Annotated in this window: 23 protein-coding genes and 2 pseudogenes; 18 read left to right on the top strand and 7 right to left on the bottom strand. The window is 36.3% G+C overall.

Going from position 1 to position 23,532, the window contains the following annotated elements:
- Window positions 1-13: 13 nt before the first annotated feature.
- From AC1DCY_RS22545 to AC1DCY_RS22490, 12 genes and pseudogenes are all read left to right on the top strand, one after another.
- Entirely contained in the window at window positions 14-793 is a 780-nt protein-coding gene (locus AC1DCY_RS22545) for a 2-keto-4-pentenoate hydratase (RefSeq protein WP_460014479.1), read from the top strand.
- Between the two features lie 15 nt (window positions 794-808).
- The gene (locus AC1DCY_RS22540; protein WP_477353669.1) at window positions 809-1,696 is read left to right on the top strand and encodes an acetaldehyde dehydrogenase (acetylating); all 888 of its coding nucleotides are present in this window, start codon (window positions 809-811) and stop codon (window positions 1,694-1,696) included.
- The gene (dmpG, locus tag AC1DCY_RS22535; protein ID WP_477353667.1) at window positions 1,693-2,709 is read left to right on the top strand and encodes a 4-hydroxy-2-oxovalerate aldolase; all 1,017 of its coding nucleotides are present in this window, start codon (window positions 1,693-1,695) and stop codon (window positions 2,707-2,709) included. Before AC1DCY_RS22540 ends, dmpG begins: the two co-directional genes overlap by 4 nt.
- Window positions 2,706-3,476 (top strand): 2-keto-4-pentenoate hydratase, encoded by a 771-nt coding sequence (locus tag AC1DCY_RS22530; protein WP_477353665.1) that lies wholly within the window; start codon window positions 2,706-2,708, stop codon window positions 3,474-3,476. The genes dmpG and AC1DCY_RS22530 overlap by 4 nt, the downstream gene beginning before the upstream one ends.
- Window positions 3,477-3,488: 12 nt before the next feature.
- Window positions 3,489-3,674: a 2-hydroxymuconate tautomerase gene (locus tag AC1DCY_RS22525; RefSeq protein ID WP_477353663.1), complete on the top strand. Its 186-nt coding sequence runs from the start codon at window positions 3,489-3,491 to the stop codon at window positions 3,672-3,674.
- A gap of 43 nt (window positions 3,675-3,717) precedes the next feature.
- A complete protein-coding gene (locus AC1DCY_RS22520) occupies window positions 3,718-4,776 on the top strand; it encodes a TRAP transporter substrate-binding protein (protein WP_477353661.1) in 1,059 nt (352 codons plus the stop codon).
- A gap of 18 nt (window positions 4,777-4,794) precedes the next feature.
- Window positions 4,795-5,280: a TRAP transporter small permease gene (locus tag AC1DCY_RS22515; RefSeq protein WP_477353659.1), complete on the top strand. Its 486-nt coding sequence runs from the start codon at window positions 4,795-4,797 to the stop codon at window positions 5,278-5,280.
- Entirely contained in the window at window positions 5,277-6,557 is a 1,281-nt protein-coding gene (locus tag AC1DCY_RS22510; RefSeq protein WP_477353657.1) for a TRAP transporter large permease, read from the top strand. Before AC1DCY_RS22515 ends, AC1DCY_RS22510 begins: the two co-directional genes overlap by 4 nt.
- 169 nt (window positions 6,558-6,726) lie before the next feature.
- Entirely contained in the window at window positions 6,727-7,923 is a 1,197-nt protein-coding gene (locus AC1DCY_RS22505; protein WP_477353655.1) for an MFS transporter, read from the top strand.
- 478 nt (window positions 7,924-8,401) lie between these two features.
- Window positions 8,402-8,782: pseudogene (locus AC1DCY_RS22500) on the top strand (LysE family translocator); the annotation flags it as partial.
- A 672-nt stretch (window positions 8,783-9,454) separates the two neighbouring features.
- A pseudogene (locus AC1DCY_RS22495) lies at window positions 9,455-10,605 on the top strand (RNA-guided endonuclease InsQ/TnpB family protein).
- A gap of 191 nt (window positions 10,606-10,796) precedes the next feature.
- Entirely contained in the window at window positions 10,797-11,066 is a 270-nt protein-coding gene (locus AC1DCY_RS22490; RefSeq protein WP_477353653.1) for a LysE family transporter, read from the top strand.
- Between the two features lie 74 nt (window positions 11,067-11,140).
- Here AC1DCY_RS22490 and AC1DCY_RS22485 read toward each other — a convergent pair whose 3' ends face one another.
- Both AC1DCY_RS22485 and AC1DCY_RS22480 read right to left on the bottom strand, forming a co-directional pair.
- Window positions 11,141-12,187 carry a Cj0069 family protein gene (locus AC1DCY_RS22485; RefSeq protein ID WP_477353651.1) on the bottom strand — a complete coding sequence of 349 codons (1,047 nt, stop codon included), beginning with the start codon at window positions 12,185-12,187 and terminating at the stop codon, window positions 11,141-11,143.
- A 138-nt stretch (window positions 12,188-12,325) separates the two neighbouring features.
- Complete coding sequence (locus AC1DCY_RS22480) at window positions 12,326-13,267, bottom strand: DMT family transporter (RefSeq protein ID WP_477353649.1); 942 nt, start codon at window positions 13,265-13,267, stop codon at window positions 12,326-12,328.
- A gap of 109 nt (window positions 13,268-13,376) precedes the next feature.
- Between AC1DCY_RS22480 and AC1DCY_RS22475 the strand changes: the two genes are divergently transcribed.
- A complete protein-coding gene (locus tag AC1DCY_RS22475) occupies window positions 13,377-14,264 on the top strand; it encodes a helix-turn-helix domain-containing protein (protein ID WP_477353647.1) in 888 nt (295 codons plus the stop codon).
- On the opposite strand, the gene AC1DCY_RS22470 is transcribed toward AC1DCY_RS22475, so the two are convergent.
- Entirely contained in the window at window positions 14,203-14,370 is a 168-nt protein-coding gene (locus AC1DCY_RS22470) for a hypothetical protein (RefSeq protein ID WP_477353645.1), read from the bottom strand. The two genes, AC1DCY_RS22475 and AC1DCY_RS22470, sit on opposite strands and share 62 nt — an antisense overlap.
- A 329-nt stretch (window positions 14,371-14,699) precedes the next feature.
- On the opposite strand from AC1DCY_RS22470, the gene AC1DCY_RS22465 reads away from it, so the two are divergent.
- The 3 genes from AC1DCY_RS22465 (at window position 14,700) to AC1DCY_RS22455 (ending at window position 17,586) form a co-directional block, all read left to right on the top strand.
- Window positions 14,700-15,194, top strand: a complete 495-nt coding sequence (locus tag AC1DCY_RS22465; RefSeq protein WP_477353644.1) for a MarR family winged helix-turn-helix transcriptional regulator — start codon at window positions 14,700-14,702, stop codon at window positions 15,192-15,194.
- Window position 15,195: 1 nt separating this feature from the next.
- A complete protein-coding gene (locus AC1DCY_RS22460) occupies window positions 15,196-16,233 on the top strand; it encodes a beta-carotene 15,15'-monooxygenase (RefSeq protein WP_477353642.1) in 1,038 nt (345 codons plus the stop codon).
- A gap of 675 nt (window positions 16,234-16,908) precedes the next feature.
- Window positions 16,909-17,586: a class I SAM-dependent methyltransferase gene (locus AC1DCY_RS22455; protein ID WP_477353640.1), complete on the top strand. Its 678-nt coding sequence runs from the start codon at window positions 16,909-16,911 to the stop codon at window positions 17,584-17,586.
- A gap of 336 nt (window positions 17,587-17,922) precedes the next feature.
- Here the strand turns inward: AC1DCY_RS22455 and AC1DCY_RS22450 are convergent, their stop codons facing one another.
- The 4 genes from AC1DCY_RS22450 to AC1DCY_RS22435 all read right to left on the bottom strand — a co-directional run bounded on the left by AC1DCY_RS22450 (window position 17,923) and on the right by AC1DCY_RS22435 (window position 21,372).
- Window positions 17,923-19,044, bottom strand: a complete 1,122-nt coding sequence (locus tag AC1DCY_RS22450) for an ABC transporter permease (protein ID WP_477353638.1) — start codon at window positions 19,042-19,044, stop codon at window positions 17,923-17,925.
- Window positions 19,037-19,735, bottom strand: coding sequence for an ABC transporter ATP-binding protein (locus AC1DCY_RS22445; RefSeq protein WP_477353636.1), 699 nt, complete (start codon window positions 19,733-19,735; stop codon window positions 19,037-19,039). The genes AC1DCY_RS22450 and AC1DCY_RS22445 overlap by 8 nt, the downstream gene beginning before the upstream one ends.
- A 157-nt stretch (window positions 19,736-19,892) precedes the next feature.
- Window positions 19,893-20,357 carry a hypothetical protein gene (locus AC1DCY_RS22440; RefSeq protein ID WP_477353634.1) on the bottom strand — a complete coding sequence of 155 codons (465 nt, stop codon included), beginning with the start codon at window positions 20,355-20,357 and terminating at the stop codon, window positions 19,893-19,895.
- 220 nt (window positions 20,358-20,577) lie between these two features.
- Window positions 20,578-21,372 carry a CPBP family glutamic-type intramembrane protease gene (locus tag AC1DCY_RS22435; protein ID WP_477353632.1) on the bottom strand — a complete coding sequence of 265 codons (795 nt, stop codon included), beginning with the start codon at window positions 21,370-21,372 and terminating at the stop codon, window positions 20,578-20,580.
- 39 nt (window positions 21,373-21,411) lie between these two features.
- On the opposite strand from AC1DCY_RS22435, the gene istA reads away from it, so the two are divergent.
- Together istA and istB are read left to right on the top strand one after the other, a co-directional pair.
- Window positions 21,412-22,695 (top strand): IS21 family transposase, encoded by a 1,284-nt coding sequence (istA, locus tag AC1DCY_RS22430; RefSeq protein WP_477353630.1) that lies wholly within the window; start codon window positions 21,412-21,414, stop codon window positions 22,693-22,695.
- Window positions 22,696-22,703: 8 nt separating this feature from the next.
- Window positions 22,704-23,456, top strand: a complete 753-nt coding sequence (gene istB / locus AC1DCY_RS22425) for an IS21-like element helper ATPase IstB (RefSeq protein ID WP_477353687.1) — start codon at window positions 22,704-22,706, stop codon at window positions 23,454-23,456.
- The last annotated feature ends 76 nt before the right edge of the window (window positions 23,457-23,532 follow it).

Below are 23,532 nucleotides of genomic sequence, written 5' to 3'. Positions count from 1 at the left end.
ATGGGGTGATAGCATGGTAGTGAATCTAATTGAATGGTCTAGCAAATTATTAGAAGCAGAAAGAACACGCATTGGAATTGCGCCAATTACTCAATCAGCTGAAGATATTTCATTGAAAGATGCTTACTCCATTCAACTTGAAATCATAAATGAGAAGTTACTGAACGGCCATAAAATTACAGGTAAAAAAATTGGTTTGACATCATTAGCAATGCAAAATCTATTAAACGTTGATGAACCGGATTATGGGCATCTTTTATCGAATATGGAAATTACAGAAGGAAAAACCGAACGAACTGCTTATTTAAAGCCAAAAGTGGAAGGTGAAATTGCTTTTGTACTAAAGTCTCCTTTAAAAGGACCTAATGTGACTGTTGAGGAGGTACTAGAAGCAACAGATTATATTGTAGCTAGTCTTGAAATCGTGGATAGTCGCATTGCCAATTGGCAAATAAAATTGCTAGATACAATCGCAGATAATGCTTCCTCTGCAAAATATGTACTAGGTCAAGTGAAACGTGAGGTCTTCAATGTTGACTTACCAGCAATCGAAATGCAGCTTTATAAAAATGGAGAGTTTATGAATGAAGGTAAGGGAGAAGATGTTTTAGGTAATCCGGCAAGCTGTGTCGCATGGCTTGTGAACCGTCTAGCAGATTTCAACATTGGTGTTGAAGCAGGAGAAGTTATATTATCAGGTGCTTTATCAGCAGCATTGGATGCTGAACAGGGTGATAAGTTTACAGCAGACTTTGGTGAACTATTAGGTACAGTCGAGCTAGAGTTTGTGTAAAGGGAGGAAGCTACCATGACAAAAATTAAAGTGGGCATTATTGGATCAGGTAATATTGGTACGGATTTAATGATGAAAATTCAACGATCTCCGTACATAGAAATGTCAGTACTTATTGGTATTGATCCTGAATCAGACGGATTAAGACTTGCACAAGAGGCAGGTTTTCAGACGATTTCCAATGGTATTGAAGGATTTCTAGAACAACCACATTTAGCTGATATTTTATTTGATGCAACATCAGCAAAGGCACATATTGCACATGTGGAAGCATTAAAAGGTTTAAACAAAAGATTAATAGATTTGACCCCAGCTGCTGTAGGTCCATTTGTTGTACCAACAGTGAATTTGACAGAGCATATTGAAAAGCCTGTAGTGAACATGATTACATGTGGGGGCCAGGCGACGATACCAATCGTCAATGCTATTAGCCGTGTACAAAGTGTTGCTTACGCTGAAATCGTTGCAACGATTGCTTCAAAAAGTGCAGGTCCAGGAACACGAGCTAATATCGATGAATTTACAGAAACAACTTCAAATGCAATCGAGCTGATTGGCGGAGCAAAAAAAGGGAAGGCAATTATTATTTTAAACCCAGCAGAGCCACCTTTACTCATGCGTGATACGGTATTATGTCTACTTGAAGATAAAGCTAATGCTGAAGAAATTATAGAATCCGTAAAAAATATGGTCGCAAAAGTAAATGAATATGTACCAGGCTATCGTTTGAAATTAGATCCAATTGTAGATGGAAAGAAAGTTACAGTATTTATTGAAGTAGAAGGATTGGGAGATTATTTACCGATCTACGCTGGAAATTTAGATATTATGACGGCCGCTGGGTTGAAAGTGGCTGAAGAAATTGCAAAAACAATGCACTTGAGGGAGGTGGAAGTGCGATGAGTAAGATCTATTTAACAGAAGTTGCACTTCGTGATGGTAGCCATGTAGTTGCCCATCAATTTTCTTGTGAGCAAGTTCGATATGTAACGAAGCAATTAAGTGATGCAGGTGTACCGTATATCGAAGTCACGCATGGAGATGGTTTAGGAGGCTCGTCACTTCAATATGGGTTTTCTAAAGAGCACGATATTCAGTTGATTAGAGCGGCAGTAGAAGTGGCTGGGGATTCTAAAATAACAGTTTTACTGATCCCTGGAATTGGCACGATAAAGCAATTGAAAGAGGCTTATGAAGCAGGTGCTCGAGTTGTTCGTGTCGCAACACATGTAACAGAGGCGGATGTATCAAAACAACATATTGAAACAGCGAAAGCACTAGGTATGGAGGCATTTGGTTTTTTAATGATGTCACATTCTGCATCACCTGAAAAAGTATTAGAGCAGGCATTGTTAATGGAATCCTATGGAGCTGATGCTGTGTATGTCACGGACTCAGCGGGAGCTATGCTACCTTCTGATGTACAGGATCGTATTCGTTTATTGCGTGCTAATTTAAACATTGAGATTGGTTTTCATGCGCATAATAATTTGTCGCTAGCTGTTGCCAATACACTTGTTGCGATTCAAGAAGGTGCTACGCGTATCGATGGAAGTATCTGTTGTTTAGGTGCAGGTGCAGGCAATACACAAACTGAGGTATTGGTCGCTGTATTAAATCGCATGGGTATTGAAATAGGCATAGATTTATACAAAATGCTCGATTTGGCTGAATATGTTCGTGCCAATATTTTGCCACATCCTCAAGATATTACGACAGGTAGTTTAGTAATGGGCTATGCTGGCGTATATTCGAGCTTTTTACTTCACGCAAATATAGCCGCTGAAAAAGTGGGCGTCGATGCTAGAGATATTTTAGTAGAGTTAGGCAAATTAAATGTTGTAGGTGGACAAGAAGATACAATCATTGAAGTAGCACAGAAGATCGCACAACAGAAAGTGGGGAGTGCAAAGTGACTTTATTTGAATATGCTGAGCGAGTAGCGGAAGCACAGTCAACAAAAGAGGCAATTGAAAAGATTACCGAATCAAAACCAAATCTTACAGTAGAAGAAGCATATGAAATTCAGAAAATTAGTATGGAAAAAACGATGACAGCTGACAATCGGTTTATCGGTTGGAAAATGGGCCTAACGAGCATTGCTAAACAGCAACAAGTGGGGGTGAATTCTCCCATTTATGGGCGTTTAACTTCACAAATGAATCTTAGGGCAAATGAGATTACAGCTTCTGAATATATCCATCCACGTGTTGAAGCAGAGGTGGCCTTTGTTTTTAAAAAAGAGCTACGAGGTGCGGATTTAACAACTTTAGAAGTATGGGATGCTATTGAAAACGTATTTCTAGCACTTGAAGTAATTGATAGTCGCTATAAGAACTTTTCATTTACATTACCTGATGTAATAGCTGATAATGCTTCTTCATCGAAAATTTGGTTGAGTGCGCAAGCGTTTTCACCTTATGCCTGTGATTGGGCTTCTATAGAAGTCATTTTGAAACAAAATGGAGAAGAAAAATTACATGGTACAGGAGCAGCGGTGCTAAGTCATCCAATTTATTCGGTCATCGAATTATTAACGATGTTAGCAAAAGAAGGTAGAGGTATTTTACCTGGTCAACTAGTTTTAACAGGTGGCATAACAGATGCAATTCCAGTCAAAGCCGGTGATGAAATAGAAGCAGACTATGGGACATTCGGCAAACTAACATTAGTTGTGAAGTAGCGAGGGCTAAGTATGCCAATTGTTCAAATTCAGTTGTTAGAAGGACGGTCTGTGGAGCAAAAGAAAAAAATTATTCAGGGAGTAACAGCTGCCATTGTTCAAACGGCACAAGTTCCAAAGGATAGTGTACGCGTTATTTTAATAGAAGTACCACCCATTCATTGGGGAACAGGTGGAAAGACCAAGGCGGAGCAATAACCAATGCAACATAATAAATCAAAAGTAGAGGGGATATTTTATTATGAAAAAACCGCTAAAGTTCATGCTAGTTAGTTGTTTACTAGCACTTTTATTTGTATTGGCAGCTTGTAGTAACTCGAACGCAACAAAGGAAAATGATGCTAAGAAGGACAACATATCATCTGAATCAACAAATAGTTCGGGTAAAGATATTCCAGAGATGAAATTTAAGCTTGCACATATTACATCAACAGATCATATGTGGCATAAAGCAGCTGAAAAATTTAATGAAGAATTAAAGGCACGTTCAGATGGCAAGATGGAACTTGAAATTTACCCTGCGAGTCAATTAGGGACTGAAGCAGATATGTTACAACAAGTAGAAGCAGGCTCAATAGACTTTGCTTTTATTACAGCCGCTTATTTAAGTGCACGCACACCTGAGATGGCCGCGTGGTTCGCACCATACACCTTTAAAAATTTACAAGAAGCTTCTGATGCAAGTCATACGGATATTGCACGTGAGATTTTAGGGAAAATAGAAGGAACGGGCTTAAAAGGGTTAGATTACCTATTCGCTGGTCAACGTACGATGGTATTAAAATCAAAAGAAGTTAAAAAAGCTTCTGATTTAGAAGGTTTAAAAATGCGTGTAACACCAAGTCCGCCGCTCCAAATGTTCTATAAAGAAGCGGGAGCTGCACCAGAAGGATTACCATTACCAGAAGTATATTCAGCTTTACAAACAGGCGTTATTGACGGAATGGATATGGACTTAGATGCGACAATCACAAATAAATACTCGGAAGTAGCCAAGTATGTAGCTGTTACAAACCACATGGTATGGCCATCAATTGTCGTAACAAATGAGGGGATGTTTGATGGTTTATCTGAAGATGCTCAAAAAATTATTAATGATTCCTTACAAGCAGCAATAGCTTATGCAGTAGAAACACGCTCTGGACAAGAAGAGGAGTTCAAAAAGGAACTTGCCAATCAAGGAATGACTGTTTATGAGTTAGGTGCAGATGTATTTAAAGAGCAAATCGAAGCATTCGATGCCGAGTATAGTGCGAAATCAGATTTGATTAAACAGTTCATCAAAGAATTCCATAAGTAAATTAGGGGGAATGACTAAATGGCGAAAATTAGTCAAGGCATTACTAGAATCGAAGAGCTTCTGATGATCATTTTAATGGCTGCGCTAACTGTCTTAATGATATTTGCTGTTATTTTTCGTTATTTTTTAAAAGATCCCATCCCTTGGGCTGGTGAAGTTTCGATTTTCTTATTAATATGGACTTCGTTTATCGGAGGAAGCTGGGGCCTGAAATATGGTACCCAGGCTTCTGTTACATTTTTATACGATGCTGTATCAGAGCGTAATAAGAGAATTTTGAGGATTATTCAGGATTGCATCATGATTGCATTCTTATTTATCTTAATCTATTACTCTTACAAATGGATGATGCACCCTTCTATGTTGCTACAAAAATCTAGCTCTTTGCAATTGCCAATGTGGATTCCTTATAGTGCAGTATCTGTTGGCTTAATTTTTGCAGCAATCCATCTTATTTCACATTTGATTGACACAATTAAGAATAGAGAAGGAGAAAATACATGACATATATTGTACTCGTAATTTTCTTTCTTTTACTTATAATTGGTATTCCCATCTCGATGGTGCTTGGTATTACGACAGTTATTTATTTTATATTAAATGGTCAGATGACATTATTAGATTCCACACCATTACGTATGTATTCAGGTCTTGAAAACTTTGGACTATTAGCGATTCCGTTATTCATGTTAATGGGGGAAATTATGAATGAGGGAGGTATTACAACGAGGCTTGTTCAATTTGCTCGTGTACTTATAGGGCATTTTAGAGGAGGACTAGCCTATGTTACAGTTGTTGCTAATATGTTCTTAGCATCGATTTTAGGATCAGCTAATGCCCAAGCTGCGATGATGAGTAAAGTAATGGTACCGCAAATGGAAAAGGAAGGTTATAAACGTGAATTCGCAGCGTCTATAACACTAGCATCTTCAATTATCGCACCTATTATTCCACCAAGTATGATTTTCATTATTTACGGTACGTTATCAAGTACATCGGTTGGCGCTCTATTTATGGCTGGAATCGTCCCAGGGATTATTTATGGTCTTGTTTTTATTTTAGTTATTTCTTATATGGGCTATAAACAAAATTTCCCGAAAAGTGAACGTGCTTCGTGGGCAGATATTAGAAGCAATTCATTACAAGTAGTTCCAGCACTATTAATACCAATTACAATTGTTGTAGGTATTTTAACAGGTGTATTTACAGCAACAGAATCTGCTGCAATTGCTTGTTTTCTAGCAGTAATTGTAGGTTTATTTTTCTATAGAGAGCTAGATATAAAAAAGCTCCCTAAAATGTTGATCAATACGGTGACAAATACAGCAACGGTAACGTACTTAATTATTATGGCAAATATTTTTGGTTGGATGATTGCATTTGAACGGATTCCACAATTGTTAGTAGAAAGTATGTTAAGTATTACAGAAAGTCCATGGGTATTCTTATTATTAGTGAATTTAGCACTGTTAATAGTCGGCATGCTACTAGATGGAATTGCAGCGTTAATAATTCTAGTACCTGTAATGATGCCACTCGTAATAGCATTTAATATTGACCCGGTGCATTTTGGGGTCATCATTTGTATTAACTTAACGTTAGGCTTATTAACACCACCAGTAGGTACAGGACTTTTCATAGTATCATCGATGGCGGATGTGAAGTTCGAAACGCTAGTAAAGAATGTCTTTCCATTTATTGTTATTTCGTTTATCGTGCTATTATTCTTGACATATATTCCGGACCTTGTATTATTCGTACCAAAATGGTTGGGCATGTAGGGTGCATTTAGTTAAAAGTATTCAACTGTATTAATTTTTACAAGGTAATGGCAAAAGTTGTGGTTAAATTTAGTTAAATAGCACACCTGAAAAGTTCTATTACTTTATTAGGTAGAAATAAATGTTTGCGATTGTGCTCATTAAGAGTAAAAGGTGGTTTTGATAAATTATGCAACAGATGAAATTTATCGCAATGTGGATCATCATTGCTCAATTTTTAACTGCCTTTGTTGGGAGAAGTATTAGCCCTTTAATGTTCTATATTAGTGCTGACTTATCACTGAATAAAGGGCAGTTAGGATTCCTTCCGACTGCCCTTTTTATTGGTCAATTTATAGCAACGTTACTAATTGGGTATTTAGCAGATCGATTGAGTACCCATAAAATGATGGTTTGCTTGATGATTGTTGTTGGGACGGGCTTTTTAAGTTTTGCTTGGGTAGATAATTATTCGTTGGGCTTAGTATTTGTTGTACTAGCTGGGATGGGTTATGGAGGAATGCATCCTGTCACAAATCGCTTCCTTGTGAATACACTTCCGGTAAATAAAGTTTCATTACTAATGGGGCTAAAACAAATGTCTATTACACTAGGTTCAGCAGGCTCGAGTATTATGTTGATTCCATTGGTAGCGTACATCGGTTGGCGCTACACATTGTCTGTTGCGGCAGTTTTATTATTATTGTTTAGCTTCATCATACCTTTTGTATTAAAGACAAAAGAAGATTCACAAACTGAGATGGCTACTAAAATGCCTTTACGTCAGCAATTACGCATTTTCTTTCACTCAAAATGGCTCTTTTTTACGAATAGCTCTGCATTCATATTAATGGGTGTTCAAATTACATTTAACACGTACATTATATTATTTTTGTATGAAGTAAAGGACTGGTCAATTTATAGTGCTGGAATATGCTTGGCTATTTCTGAAATTAGTGGGGCATGCGGGCGAGTGTTGTGGGGTATTATTAGTGATAAATTTTTTAATAGAAATCGATGGGGCGTATTGTTAATCATTACCACACTAAGTACAATTGGGATAACCCTTATGTACTTTATACATTCCTCTAGTTTAATAGTTATATGTATAGCTATTGTAGGTTTTTCTCTTGCTGGCTTCAATGGTATATGGATGACGCTTGCTGTTGAAAGTGTGGAAAAATCTATGAGTGGTTTTGCAAGTGGATTTAGTATAATGGTTGCATCCATTGGTGTATTTTTAATTCCACCAATTTTCGGTTCGCTAGTAGAATATTGGGGTTATTCGGTAGGTGGAATGTTTTTAATTAGTCTATTTGCTTGCTGTGCAATATTGATGGTAATTGCTCTGTTTACTGTAAAGAAGGTCAACATTCAAAACGGCTAACGGACCTGCATCGGTAAAAACGCCACGTACTGTGGCATTACCGAAATGACCGACATCGGCCTGGGCACAATTACGCCAAGGTGAATTGAATAGCAATAAGAATAGGTTTCCCAATAATAGCATACAAATAAAGTATCAGCATATAAAGAAATGAATATTTATTAGTAAAAATGAGATTTTATGTATTTTTATGCTATAATGCAATTATAAACGGACGTATGAAACTTATCCTATCTTCTTTCAGTAGAAGACTTCCACCTCTAAATTTGAAGAAACGAATGCGGATGTGGTTCCTTTTCAGTGAGTGTCCCAAACACCTACTGAATGAAGATAAGGCCTCCGGCGGATGTCACGGATTTTGAAAGGAATGAATTGTGCGGGCACAATTCAAAATCCGGACGTATTGTTTATCTGCGCGAAAGCGAAGCGACAGCGGCAATTACGCCAAGGCGAAATTGATCATGAAAGAAGTGTTTATTTGAGTTTATATGTAGCGTATGTATTGGTAGGACTTGCGATTGCTATGCCTGTTGGGGCTATTACAGTAGAAATGACAAAGCAAGGACTAAAAAATGGCTTTATGCATGGTTGGGCTGTCGGGCTTGGTGGTATGACTATTGATATTGTATTAGTTTTTGCATTGTATATGGGACTAGCGTCCATTTTAGCAATGCCTATCATTCAAATTCCTATGTGGATTATAGGAGCCGGCTTTTTATTCCTTTTAGGGCTAGATTCTATAAAGAATGCTGATCATGATATTACGCTTGCAGGAGAGAAAGTGACAAAATCATTTTTTACTTCTTATCGTAATGGTTTACTAGTTGCAATTTCGCCTGGAAATCTAGTATTTTGGGTAACTAAACTGTTACAACAAATTTAGACAAAACTATACAAATCAGTATAGAAAAATAGATTTATAACAGAATACCCTTCGTATCAAGCGATTGGTGCGAACTCCACGTTAATTGCTTTTAACTCCTAAAGCCTTGTGACCAAAGCGGAGCTGGAAACGGCAGACGTAACGGTGCGAAAGCAGAAAAAACAACAAGGATGGCATAAGCTGAAAAAAATTACTCAGTGTCCGTAAAGGATCATCGTGACAACGGAAAACGGTAGCGCTAAGTGCTTTGGCAATGGATGTTTAGCAGCGAACTCCTAAATCTCTAATGAGACAAGGAAGACGTTCAACGACTATCTCCTTGAGGGAGAGTAAAACCGCAAGCGGATGGCGGAAGAAAAATGTGGCTCTTATTAGAAGATAAGATGAAGATATAGTCTGCGCTTATGTGAAAGCATAAGAGGTCTACTCGTGAGAGAAAGACTGCATGAAGGGTTGCGCCTTCGTGTGAACAAGAAAAAAATATACAAATATAAAAATGTTAACAACCTCTCTAATTAGGATAAAGTGATTTTATCATATTGAAAGAGAGGTGGTATGCATGGAATTAATGTCCATTGGAAAATTTGCTAAACGAAAGTTGGTAATTGGCTATTGTCGAGTCAGTACACCTCGTCAAGGTGAAAAACAATGATTCTGGCGACAAAAATAAGACTAAAACCACTAAAGAACAAGAGATTTTGTTTTGGAAGTCTGCGGGGACTGCGAGATGGGCTTACAATTATTTCTTGGCTGAAAGCGAACGTATTTATAACGACGAGAAGCGAACAGTCAAAGAGGGCGAAGTTCGTAAGAAAATCAATAACGAACTGAAACCAACAACGCATAAATGGCTGAATGAAGTCGGTAGCAATGTGATGAAACAGGCGGTAAAAGATGCCGATATTGCTAGAAAGCGTTGGTTTGAAGGCTTGACTGAAAAGCCAAGGTTCAAAAGCAGACGAAGAAGTAAAGTTAGCTTTTATGTAAATTACGAAAGTTTAAAACGAACAAATGAAGGTTTTAGAGGTGAAAAGATTGGCAATGTAAAAACTTGCAATGCGCTTCCTAAGCTTAAAAAAGGTCATAAATATTCGAATCCACGCATCTCATTTGATGGACGAAATTGGTTCTTATCCATTGGATATGAGCAAGAATTTGAGCAATATGATTTGATAGGCGAAAGTTTAGGGATTGATGTAGGGATCAAAAAATTGGCAGTTTGTTCTGATGGCAAGTTCAAAAAGAACATCAACAAAACCACAGAAGTCAAACGATTAGAGCGAAAGTTGAAACGAGAACAACGACAACTAGCTCGTAAGCTTGAAGCCAATACTAAAAAGTATTCTAAAAACCGAAAGCCAATCTATAAAACACCTTTAAAGAATATGAAAAATATTCAAAAACAAAACACTGCAATCCGTAATTTATATAAGCGAATTAACGACATCCGAACAAATCATTTACATCAGTGTTCTAATGAGATTGTGAAAACCAAGCCATCTCGTATTGTAATGGAACATTTAAATGTAAAAGGGTTGATGAAAAATAAACATCTGGCGAAGGCGATAGCCGAGCAAAAGCTATATGAATTCAAACGGCATATTCAATACAAATGTCAAACATACGGAATTGAATTTATTGAAGCCGACAGATGGTTTCCATCATCAAAAACTTGTTCTAGTTGCAGACAAATCAAATCCGATTTGAGACTGAAAGACAGACTATTTATCTGCTCTTGTGGATTAAAACTGGATAGAGATTTGAATGCAAGCATTAATTTAGCAAATTATTCAATCTAAGAAGTTTAACTAAAAACTAAACCTTAGATGTGTACGCAACGATACTGCGGAATTTAAGCCTTTGGAGAGTCATACAAAATGGCAGTAGCTTTTCGCGAAACCAGGCTCGAAGAATAAGGAAGACACAAAACGAAAGTCGAAAGATATAAGTTGTGTCACAGTAGAGATGTCTGCATTTTTTAAGAATGTATATGTTTTTCGTATCGGTAAATGTTTTCGGTGTTGTACTTGCCAAATCATATGGGCAAGGGGAGTCAGCGAATTTTTTAGTGATTGCTGCAGGGGTTCTGAGTGGCATATTGTTGCATGATATTGGCTTGATGACCATTGTTTCAGTTACCCGTAAAGCGATGAGTCGTAAGGTCATTAAATCGTTTACAATGGTAGCGGGTTTGTTACTAATTTGCTTTGCCGGATATTTTATTTATGAATTTATACAAGCTATTAAGATTTATATATAAAAAGTGCGATCCCAAAAGATCGCACTTTTTCAATTATCCTGTATTTCCGGTCAGTATAAGATTAAAGTCGCATCTTATGCTGAAATCTCGGTATTTTCATGGATACAAGCTAAAATTTCTTCTGCTACTTGATGTGCTAAAGAAAGTTCAGAAGTGAAGCCTACACATGAACAATTCATTTCCCCTAAAATATAACAATCTTCGCCAGCTTCGTTTGTATCAAGCATGAAATCGGCAGTCCATATGAGCGGTAAATCATAATTGCCCAGTAAACTAGTTACGAGTGGTAGTTGTCTTAAAAAGTTTTGGACAAGCTCCTTCCAGTCTTCTGGTGCATCATAGCGATATTGCGCACCCGAGAACAGTGTTGCACTAAATGCGTCTTCGGAATCTGCCGGTTTTTTATGTACAACGTTTACTGGTTTATTTCGTAACATAAATAAGCGGATTTCGCCTTCAGTAATACGCGGAAGGAAGCGCATATCAATTAGCATACCATTTGGACCAGTAATATATTGCTCACAGAACGTCATGAAGTCGCTTAGTTTCCAATATTCCACATGATTATCCTTTGCTTCTGTACATTTAATCTCCGCATCAAGTGGTACTTCTGTGATTCCCTCAGCAAGAGGTTCAACCAGTTTTACTCGCCATATACCTTCTCCCGTCGATCCACGATTTTGCTTTAGGACCCGTTCAGTACTAGCAAGAGAAGTAGGGAACTGAGCTTTAAATGCTTCAATTGTATAATAAGCAAATGTATCATCAGGCACTAAATTCGTTGAGGACAGCTTCGATAATGCATCTTTAGAACCATAACCAATCATTGCATCAGGGTGTGGCATACCGATTACACCTGCATTACATAGTTCACGTAACATATCGAAGTACTCTTGTTCATGCTGTAAGTTTCCTGGATTAATACGTGATACATAGGCAATACCTTGCTCTTTGACGTAATTAAAAATTTCCTCTTTTTTTGTAACATCAAAGAAAATGACTTCTGCATCCTGTCCACGTTGTTTTAGCGCATTCACCATTGGCATTGTATCTTGTCGATAGCCGTCAGGGCCCTTATCTGTGCCGCCACGAACCTCGAAGAAAATAACCTTTTTATCCATAAAAATACCCCCTTGAATGATGATATTTTCAGTATAATAGACAGCTAAGGAAAAAAGATATATTTAATATGTAAATTTTATGTGGAAATTCATAGTTTATTTATTTTGTGTAGGAATTTATGACTAATATTTTTGGAATTATCCTAAATTGGTTAAGCCTTCCTCTCGATTCTTTTTCTGAAAAACTGTAAGATATAAAATCATGCAGAGAATCAGCATTGTCCCAATAAACTGAAAGCTCCCAAAAGAAATTTTAAGCCAAAAAACACTTGTAATAACAGCTGTTAGAGGTTCAAGACTACCAAGTAAACTAGTTTCTTTTGGCGATAAATAATGCAAACTTGCAATATAAAACCAAAATGCCAACATTGTCCCGAAAATTACGATAAACAGAAAGTAAGCGATTGTCGAAAATGTCCAGTTTGACATATCAATTTGCCATGGCTGATGGAAAAGACTCATCACAATCCCGCCAATCAGCATCGACCAGCCTACAACTAACAATGAGTGGAACTGCTGTAAAAGTGAGACGGCATATAGCGTATAAAAAGCAGCCGAAAGACCAGATAATATCCCCCAAAATACGGCCATCGTTGGAACAGAAAGTGTAGACAACGAGCCATTTGTTAGTAATAAAAAAGTACCAATAAGTGTTAGAGTCACAGCTATTCCATCCTGCCTTGTCAATTGACTGTTCTTCGTTATTAAATAATAGGCCATAATAAAGAGTGGTGCTAAGTATTGCAATAATGTTGCTACAGCAGAGTTACCTATAGCAATCGACATCATATACGTATATTGAACCGCCAGCATTCCAAGTAAACTAAATAAAATTTGTCTAAAAGCATTGTGCTTTGTTCGCCACATCACAAAAATAGACTCTTTACGATGTGTGATTTTATAGGCAGTTATGAGTAATAGGCCAGCTAATAAAAGACGACTAGAAACAAGCCAGCCAACCTCTATATTTTCCTGCTGAAATAGCTTTTGTGCGACGGTCCCGCCAATACCCCAAAAACTTGCCCCTAGAATGACAAGAATAAAACCAAGAGTACGATTTTTCTGTGCAGATTGATTCATCTTAAAACATCTCCTAAACTATCAATATAAAGAAATTATAAGGAATATTAAGTACAAGAAATATCGATTTATATGATTAAAAATATCAATATATTGAGGTGAGTGAAGTATGGCGTTAACACATATTAAAATTGCGAAGGATTTACAAGAACTAACGTTACATGGGACGAAGGAATTTCCAGTTGCCTTATATGAGACGGTTTTGCAATTAGATAGTCTGGATTTTTTACCGTTACATTGGCATAAAGAAATTCAATTTGTCTATGTGAAAAGCGGTCGTGTGGAATACCGAGTAGGAGCAGATATCTTTGTACTTGAGGAGGGAGAGGGACTATTTGTCAATGCATCAGTTTTACATGAAGCTAAGCCTTTTCAAATAGAGCAGGCTACAATTTTCTGTATTAACGTGGACCCATTGCTTTTAGGCGGACACAAGGACAGTATTTTTGCCACTAAATATGTACTGCCGTATATAACGAGCAGCAGACTACCCTATGTAAAGCTTTCTGGCCAATTGGCGCAAAAAATAGAATTCGTGGCGAAATTACTGCAAGAGCAAGCCATTTTTTATGAGCTAAAGGTATGGAGAGAGTTATTAGTCATGTGGGAAACTATTTTGTCACAATCAATGTTAACAGAAGAAATACTGGATCCAGCAATTATTGTTCAGCATGATCGAGCGAAGGAAATGCTTGATTATTTACATGTTCATTATCAAGAGAAGATATCTTTAGAAAATTTAGCTGCACATGTTTTTTTAAGTCGTGCAGAGTGTAGTCGCTTTTTCAAAAAAATGGTCGGCATGACACCATTCACATATTTACTACACTATCGTCTTCGCAAAAGTATGGAGCTACTACGTGATAGTGAGCAATCTATCACTACAATTGCTACAACAACAGGATTTAGTACAGTAAGTTACTATATTGAAAAATTTAAGAAATATACAGGATACTCCCCACATGTTTATCGTAAACAATTTTTTGATAAAGGATAGCTGAGGTTGATTTCCGTTCCGACTGGGCGCTTTCCTGGGGGCGTCCGATGAGCCGCTTCACTCGCGTTGCTCGCTCCAGGGTCTCATCTGTGACGCTGATCCCCAAGGAGTCGCCCAGTCTCCACTCCAATCAACTTTTGCAAGGTTACGTTTTAACAAATGTCATCCACAACTTTTGCTGATGATTCAAAAATAAACAGTAGGGTCTACTCCAATAACTTTCAGGAATTTTTCATATTTAATAATTGAGATTAATCGATTCATTGCAAATGCGGGTATTTACTTCTCTTTCACGGATATCCCCTGTTCGCGCGATTCACGTTGTGGTAATGATCTTTATTATTGCTTATTGACAATAATAACCACATACAATAAAGTAAAGTTAATAGTAAAGATACCTTTACTATTAACTTTACTTAAAGGATTGATTTAGTGATGGCAAAGGATGAAGAACTTATTTATAAGCTTGTGGAGGAAATAAATGAAGCTATTTATTCAATGGATAGCCATTTCATAAAATTACATCAAAATTTATTGAGTGATGAATTATCCCCTAAACAAATAATTTTATTAGATTTTATTAAAAAAAATAGTCAAGTGACGATTGGACAGATTGCAAGTTATATGAATATAACGTCTAGTGCTGTCGGACAGCTGGTTAGTAAACTTGAAGAACAGCAATATGTATTTCGGAGCATTAATCCTGAAAACAGACGAGAAATATTTGTAAGTCTTGATACTTCAGGCATTACATATTTTGAAAGAGAAGAAGAAATAAAACGATTTATTATTTCGAGATATTATTCAAAGCTTGAGTTAAGTGAGATCGTGCATTTAAAAGAAATTGTTCAGAAGCTCAATCAAATTGTATTAAAGGAAGGAATTATTAATGAAATAAATGATATTCATTTGAAAAAGGGGGAGATTTGACATGGTTGCATTAAAGAAAAAGCAAAATATATGGCTAGCATTTTTGTTACTCGTACTTGCTAGCAATTACACGCTTTATAACACTGGTTTGGGTGTATCGATTTTACCTTCTGAAACAAATGGAGTTGTTATTGGCTCATTAATTGATTTTGTTCTTGTTATGCCTATTTTATTGCTGTTGTATAAAGGAAAGTTTTCTATAAAACAAGCGATTATTTTAGCAGCGGCTGGTTGTATTGCAGCTCGTTTTATTATTCCAATAGAACATCTGCAGCCATTTGTTGCAGTGACCTGGACTGGGTTTGCGATTGAAGGTACGCTTTTATTATTAGAAATTTTACTAGTTGCAACTCTTGTTCGTTACATGCCAAGAATTCTAGCGGATGTACGATTAACTGCTTTACCTGATTTGTTCTCATTTCCAAAAGCAGTTGAAAAACATGCACCGAAGCATCCTATTATCCAAATGCTTTGCGCAGATTTTTTAGTATTTTACTACGCTTTTGCAAGCTGGAAGAGAAAAGAGCGCCCAGGTTTAACCTTGCATAAAAACTCGAGCTATATTGCCTTTATCATTATGCTAATCCATGGAATAGCCATTGAGACAATCGGGATTCATTGGTGGCTACATGAGAAATCAATTGTTCTTTCTATTCTATTGCTTATTTTAAATGTATACTCTGTAATATTTTTTGTAGCGGATATGCAGGCCATTCGTTTAAATCCTGTTCATGTAACATCTGATAAATTGTATTTGTCTTTAGGATTGATGAAACGAGCAGAAATTCGCTTTGAGCAGATTGAAGAGCTTATTGAGGATAAGGAACAATTGGAAGGAAAATTAGCCAAGGATACAATTGATTTTATAGCACGTGATTTTGAAGCGGCATATCCACAGTTTATTTTAAAAATGAAGGAGCCTGTGGAAGTGACCTTCATGCTTGGGCTTAAAAAAAGTTATAACAATGTAGCTATTAAAGCCGACCAAGCACAGGAATTTAGAAAAATGCTTATCCAAGGAATGGAAGATAATAAATAATAAACAACAGGTGCTAGCAAACTATGCTGGCACCTGTTTAAATATATTTAGTTGATTTCCGTTCCGATAGACCCTCAGGAAAGAGCCCGTTTGGAACGGAAATCAACCTAACGTTTTTTGAGAAGTATCCAGATAAATTCTAAGTATATCGAATACCTCATAATTCATTTATATCAATGTTTCATGAAATTACAAATAGATAAAAACGTATGAAAAAGTATTAAAAATGATATTACTTGAACCAAAGTGATGGATGTAAGTTGAATACAATATTAATCATTCATTCATTTATTTTTAGTTAATATCTGTTACAATACCTTCAAAAATGGTTGGTTTTCATTTTGAACTAGTACCAATAGGGGGATTTTCTTACCATGGAAAAACGTTAATAACATAAGCGATTTAGGCGATTAAACACTAATAAAATCAATACTTTTAGAAAATCTAATAAATCTAATGTACATAAACTACTTATAGAATCATGAAATCGTCACTGAACTAATATGGAGAACAGTTACATACAATCAAAAAAGGCTTATACAAGAATTTTATTTCAAATAAAAAGGTATTAATGTTATAATATGGTAAAAAAACAGTATGCAACAAACGGGTCATTTTATTGAAGACACTATGTAGTGCTTTTCGTATGCAGGGTAGGAAAGGAGGTCAAGGTAAATGAAAATTACCATGCGATATGGGGTTGACGCTCCATTTTGGGTTGCCTTTTTAATTATTATCGGGCTGGTATTTACGTTATTGGGTATGTTTGGTTCAGTCAATGGGTTTGTATTGGGCTATGGTTTGATTTGTCTTGTGACAGGCCTATGGATGTTTACATATTCAACAACAATCAAAATCGCACACAGAAAGGTGATTTTGAGCCTTGCACAAGCTAAATCAGGTGATGAACTTCTTGATGTGGGAACAGGTCGTGGACTTTTAGCTATTTCCGCATCTCAAAGGGGTTGTAAGGTGACAGCCACTGATGTTTGGTCAAAATGGGATTTGGGAGGGAATGGAAAAGCTAAACTACAAGCTAATATGGTTGCTGAAAGTGTGGCAGAAATCGACATCGTGGATGCTGACGCTCGGGAACTTCCATTTTCGGACGGAAGTTTCGATGTTGTTGTTTCAAACTTCGTAGTCCATAACATTAAAAGTGTAGATGGAAGAAGGAAGGCGATTCTAGAAATGTGGCGAGTTTTAAGACCAAATGGTCGATTAGTCATTTCTGATTTCAGTAAAACTGCTGAATACATTCAAATATTGAATTCAGTGTCCAATCGCGTTGAAATAAAGCATTTTTTTTATACATTTCCGTTTTCAAAAGCTGTTGTTGTGCAAAAGATTTAGGAAATCAATAAACAGAAAAGATGTATTTACTAAATGGTTCAAATAACAGGGGGCAGAAAAAGGAAATGATGATTATTAGTTTTCTTTTAATTAGTTGGATATTAAGTTGGTTTAAGTTTGACGCGTTGTTTATTCAAGCACTCAAGGAACTGTTTAACAAAAAGGTGACAATTGCAAGTTATTATTTTATATTTTTTTGTATTGGGGCAATTGGAGACTTAATCTTATTTTTCAACGGAAATTATATAACCAATTTATTCAGCTAACGACCAGATTGCGGAATAAAGAAAACAGCTTATAACATTAAAAGCACAGAATTTCTGTGCTTTTTTAACGTTATGAGCCTTGATTTATAAGAGTAAAAATAACTAAGATAATCAGGATACACAGCAATGGGAGATTTACAAATCCCTTTAGCAATCGAATGCTAGTTGCCTGGATTTGTTCATTGGATACTTGAAAGATTGACCAAATTTTATGCTCGAAAATTTGTTGGAACACCGATTGCATCATTGAGCGTATAGTAAAATAAAGAATTCCAAGTATGATAATTTTCGCCCACGATGGCACAATAATAGTTAGCCCGATACCCATTGATAAAAAACGCAGATAGCCGAAGAGATACTGTTTTTGGCGAAGCATCGTTTTACATACTAGTTCCTCTATATAATAATCGGAACGTCGAAACATGCGCTTTGAATTTTTCCATAGGCGAGGCTTTTTTAATTTCGGTACTAACTGACTTTGAAGCTCAGGAGTAATTCGGAATAAAAGACTTTGCCATTTATAAAAAGCAGCTTGATCGAGCTCTACCTGTTGATCAAAATATTTAGAACTATAAACAAAATGTGTATTATAATAGCTTGTACAATAAACAAGAAGTATTAAATAAATAAGTGCAGTGATAATAACTGGTATATATAAAAAGCAAACTGTACCGAGAATGCACATAAAAACTTTACTTACTAGCTGCTGCCATTTATGAAGTTTTAATTGTAGAAGCGCGTTAGTAAAATTAGTCGTCAATAGTAGCAGAAGTAAAATAAGTAATTCTAATATCGTTACATGATGAACGATTATAAAAATGGGTGCTAATAGAGCAAGGGCAGAACCAAGTAAAATTAGGTGCTTACTTAACGACCAATAAAGACCAGCTTGTTTTAACCGTATCATTTGTTTACGGTTTTGGATTAAAAAAAGACGATCGGCTCGTTGTAAATAAGTACGAATAGTTTCAATTCGTGTAATAAGAAATAACAGTACAATAAAGAGCACTAGCGGAATATGTATGACCGGTGATGTATTAATATTTAAGATAAAGTCTTTATAAAGGAAAAAGCCTATGACTAGGGCTGGCACAACAACATATAAGGCGACTGTCCAATCGACGATGCTTGCCAATAGCTTAAAATTGTGAGAACGCTCTAATTTTCTTCGTTGTCGCAATAAACTAGTCATGGTGAGTTTCCTCAAGCAGGGTGTCGAAAATATCAAGAAGAGATGCTTTGTCCTGTTTCGCTGCTAAGCGTAACGATTCGAGTGTACCTTGCTGTAAAATTCGGCCATCATCGATTAATATGAAGCGATCACATATTTTTTCTGCCGTATCGAGTGCATGTGTACTCATTAAAATGGCGGCACCTTGCGCTTTTAATTCTTCTAAAATCGTTAAGAGCTTACGCATTGCCTGTGGATCCAGTCCCATAAACGGTTCATCTAAAATATAAGTAGAATGCTTGTCAAGAAATGCTAAAATAAGCATCACTTTTTGTTGCATACCTTTGGAAAACGTTGTGGGATAATCGTGTAGCTTATGGTCCAAATGAAAAATTTTCAGTAATTCATTTGCACGATTTGTTAAAGAATTTTCCTTACCAGCTACACGCATGTAAAAATCGATGTGCTCCCACAATGTGAAATACTCATACAAAATTGGTCTTTCTGGTACATAGCCGTAAGTTCCTATTGTCACTTGACCATCCATTATTGGTAATACACCCATCATTGCTTGTAAAGTTGTACTTTTGCCTGCCCCATTGGAACCGATTAATCCAACTAGCTCACCTCTATTTACTTGAAATTGAATGTGTGAAATAATGGCCTCGTTTTCTACATAGCCACCTTTATGTATATTAATATTTATTGCCATTCACTTCCTTTCTTTGTATATTTACGAATTAAAAAGGGAAATGTTTCAAGTTTTGAGGCTGTCAGAAGAATATCGTTTAGAAGATGAGTTTACTGATCGGGGACATTCCGGTGGCTAAAGAGAAATGGAAATAGAAGTCTTTGCATAGCCCACCTACTTAATCAAGGTGGGCCATTGCATTTAATATATCTTCACTTACTGCATCCCAAAATTGATGTTGTACAGTATCGCAATACACATATAGCTCTTTATTTTGGACGTGCTCATATAGCTCAGAAATCGCTTCTTTATGAAAATGGAGTCGATGATTTAATGCTTCTCGTTCTTCCTCAATACAAAACGATTTATACATATCTGCGAGACGTTCAAGCTTTGCTAACTTTTGTTTCGTTCCCTCGTATTGTGTTTGGTGAAATCGTCCTACTGCGCTAGTCATAGAGATCTTTGCTCGATGCTCGGTGTTTAACGTTCGCAATTCCTCCTGACGAATTGCCACACGATACCAAAATTCATAGCGAATAGGTAAGTCTTTTAGCTCGTATGTGAGCAAGGATTTTAAAATAAAACTAACATGCTCATAAGAGTCTATAGTCTTTTCTGATTCTTTAAAAATACCAAACATACAGCCACCCCCGTTTAGTTTAATACTACGAATGAAGAGTAAAACCCTTTAAATTTCCCTTAATATTCAGGAAAGTAATGAAACAATAAAATTCTCTGGATATTAATAGAAATCCAGCTAAAATACAAGCTTAAAAGTTGAAAAGGGTTAGTTGTTTATAAAAAAATAAATCTTGCTACATTTACTTATGTAACAAGACTTTAAAAGTTGCATTATAAAATTAAATTGAGTTTATTTTTTGAGGTTTAGTTTTTTTTATTATTCCCACTAATAACAAAATCCATAGTAAACTATTTCCAACAGAATGGGTTACAAAAGAGGCCCATGTTGAATTAGTAAACTGCGCGATCCATGGAGCAATAAGCATGCTGGGAAGCATATTGATAAAATGCCACTTCAGACAAGCATGAACAACCCATGCCCAAAGTAATCCATTCACTACCCAAGCCCAATTCCCGAAAATCTCTTGTTGGATAGGGAGGAAAAAACCTCTCCACATTATTTCTTCACTAAGCATAGCAAAAAGGTGTAATGGAATAAATATGGTTAACATTTTCCAATTCCCATAAAGCGTAACACCAAAAAATTCTGCTGGAGGTATTTCCATTCTTTTTAATGGATTGAATGGTGCAGGAAGATAACTTGGTGGGGCAAGTATTGGAAATCTCGCAAAAAACTTTCCTAAAGGTTCGAGAAGTTGGTCAAAGATTATTGTAAAAATAACTGCTCCCACAACCCAATACCAATCGTTTTCTGTTAAAGGATTGAAACGAAATCTTTCCAAAATATTTTGCCATGTCCAAGTATTTCCCTCTAAATGATACAGTAGTAATGATACTGGAAATAAACTCATTACAGGAAACCATAGAAAGAACCAAAAAGCATACATTAATGGTACACCCTTTTTAACTAAAAGAGGTGTCCCATAGTAAACACCATAGTATACTAACGAACCTGTTAAGCCTATAAATGCTAATTTAAATATGTACATTCCTGCTTGAATAACGATGTACAAAAATGCTCTTTCATTTCATACTAATACCGAGGTGTTAGTATGCATATTCAACTAGAGATTGAGACAGAATTTAAAATTAATAGTCTTTCAGATTTAGCAAATTTTAAACAAGTAATGGAGCATTTAAACATGAAGATTAATAAAAGTAAATTAGCGAGGGATATGGGCGTAGATCGACGAACAATCGATAAATATTTAAATGGTTTTATACCAAAAACAAAGCGGAATAAGCCATCTAAAATTGATGAGTTCTACCCGATTATTGCCAGCCTCTTATCAGAAGATTCTAAGCAGGTATTTTATTATCGACGTAATCTTTGGCAGTATTTAAAAGACAACCATGGTTTAGAGTGTGGACAATCTACATTTCGTACCTATATTGCCAACACGCCAGAATTTAAGGCTTACTTTGAGAAAGATGAACGCTTATCTTCTTTGCATAGCGGTATTCGTTATGAAACACGTATGGGAAAACAAGCACAGCTAGATTGGAAAGAAAGTATTCTTTATGAAACAAGTGATGGTGAACAGGTGGAGATTAATGTAGCTGTGTTAGTGCTGAGCCACTCTCGTATGCGATTCTTTTATATGAGTATTTCCAAATCGCAAGCAGTTTTATTTTCTTTCTTAACCGACACGTTTGAAAAAATGGGTGGTGTACCAGAAGAACTCATCACTGACAATATGAAAACCGTGATGGATGAAGCACGAACAGAACATTTTGCGGGGAAAGTGAATGCGAAGTTTGCGCACTTCGCGAAGGATTTTGGATTTAAGGTGAAGCCTTGTGTAGCAGGTCGTCCACGAACAAAAGGAAAGGTTGAGACAACGATGAAGTTTTTGGATGAGATTCATGCCTATCAAGGGAAGTTTAACATGACAGAATTACATACATATATTCAACAGCTATGTAATCGAATTAACCATGAAGTTCATCAAGGGACCAATAAAATCCCTATTTTAGAATGGCAAAAAGAAAAGAATCAATTACTCCAGCTACCAACTGAACGAGTAAGAGATTCCTACAAGATTGATTTTACACTGGTAAAAGTCAATGCATCGAGCATGATTTCCTACAAGTCCCATCAATACTCCGTACCACCGGGGTATCAAGGTAAAAAAGTAGGGCTACAAGTGTATGATGATCAATTATGGATTTATTATAACATGGAATTAATCGCGCAACACAAAATAAGTGAAGCAAAACTAAATTATCAAGAGGCACATTATCGTGAACTGATGACAAAGGCCATGCCCGAATACCCTGATATTAATGATTTAGCGAAACGGAATTTAGCAGCGATTGGAGAAATGTATAAATGAATTCAATAATGAGTACAAATTATCAGCAACTACAGCAAAACTTAGAGTATTTAAAATTAAAGCAAATGGGCATCCATTTGAATGAAGTCATCGACTTTAGCATTAAAAATGAGCTTTCTTTTATCGATACACTTATTAAATTAACAAACTATGAAATCGATGTACGTGAGCAAAATATGATTCATGCGATGGTGAAAGTCGCTGCATTTCCACATTTAAAGGAAATAAAGGATTTTAATTTTGATTTCCAACCAAGTATTAACCAGCAACAAATACTCGATTTTCAGAGTCTTCGTTTTATCGAAGAAAATGAGAATATTGTATTCCTTGGTCCAAGTGGTGTCGGCAAGACCCATCTGGCCACAGCAATAGGCATAACTGCAGCTAAAAAGCGAACAAGCACCTATTTTATGAAGTGCCATGACTTAATTCAGAATCTGAAAAAAGCCCGCTTAGAAAACCGGTTAGAGAGCCGTTTAAAGCATTATACGAAATATAAATTACTAATCATTGATGAGATTGGTTATTTACCAATCGATCCAGAGGATGCGAAGCTGTTTTTCCAGCTCATTGATGCCCGTTATGAAAAACGTAGCACGATTTTCACAACGAATGTGAACTTCAAATCATGGGATGAAATTTTCCCTGAACCGAAGTTAGCGAATGCGATTTTAGATCGTATTTTACATCACGCAAGCGTTGTCACAATCGTCGGTGATTCATACCGATTAAAGCATCATTTAACCTCGGAAAACGAGTAATTTTGTACATCCTTAAACGAGCAAAAATGTACATATTGGTGTTGACATTTATAACATATTGGTGTTGACATTTATA

The organism is Lysinibacillus sp. 10T31 (genome assembly GCF_056394365.1).
Note: the sequence above shows the minus strand (reverse complement) of the source record. Positions and strands in the feature narration are given on the sequence as shown.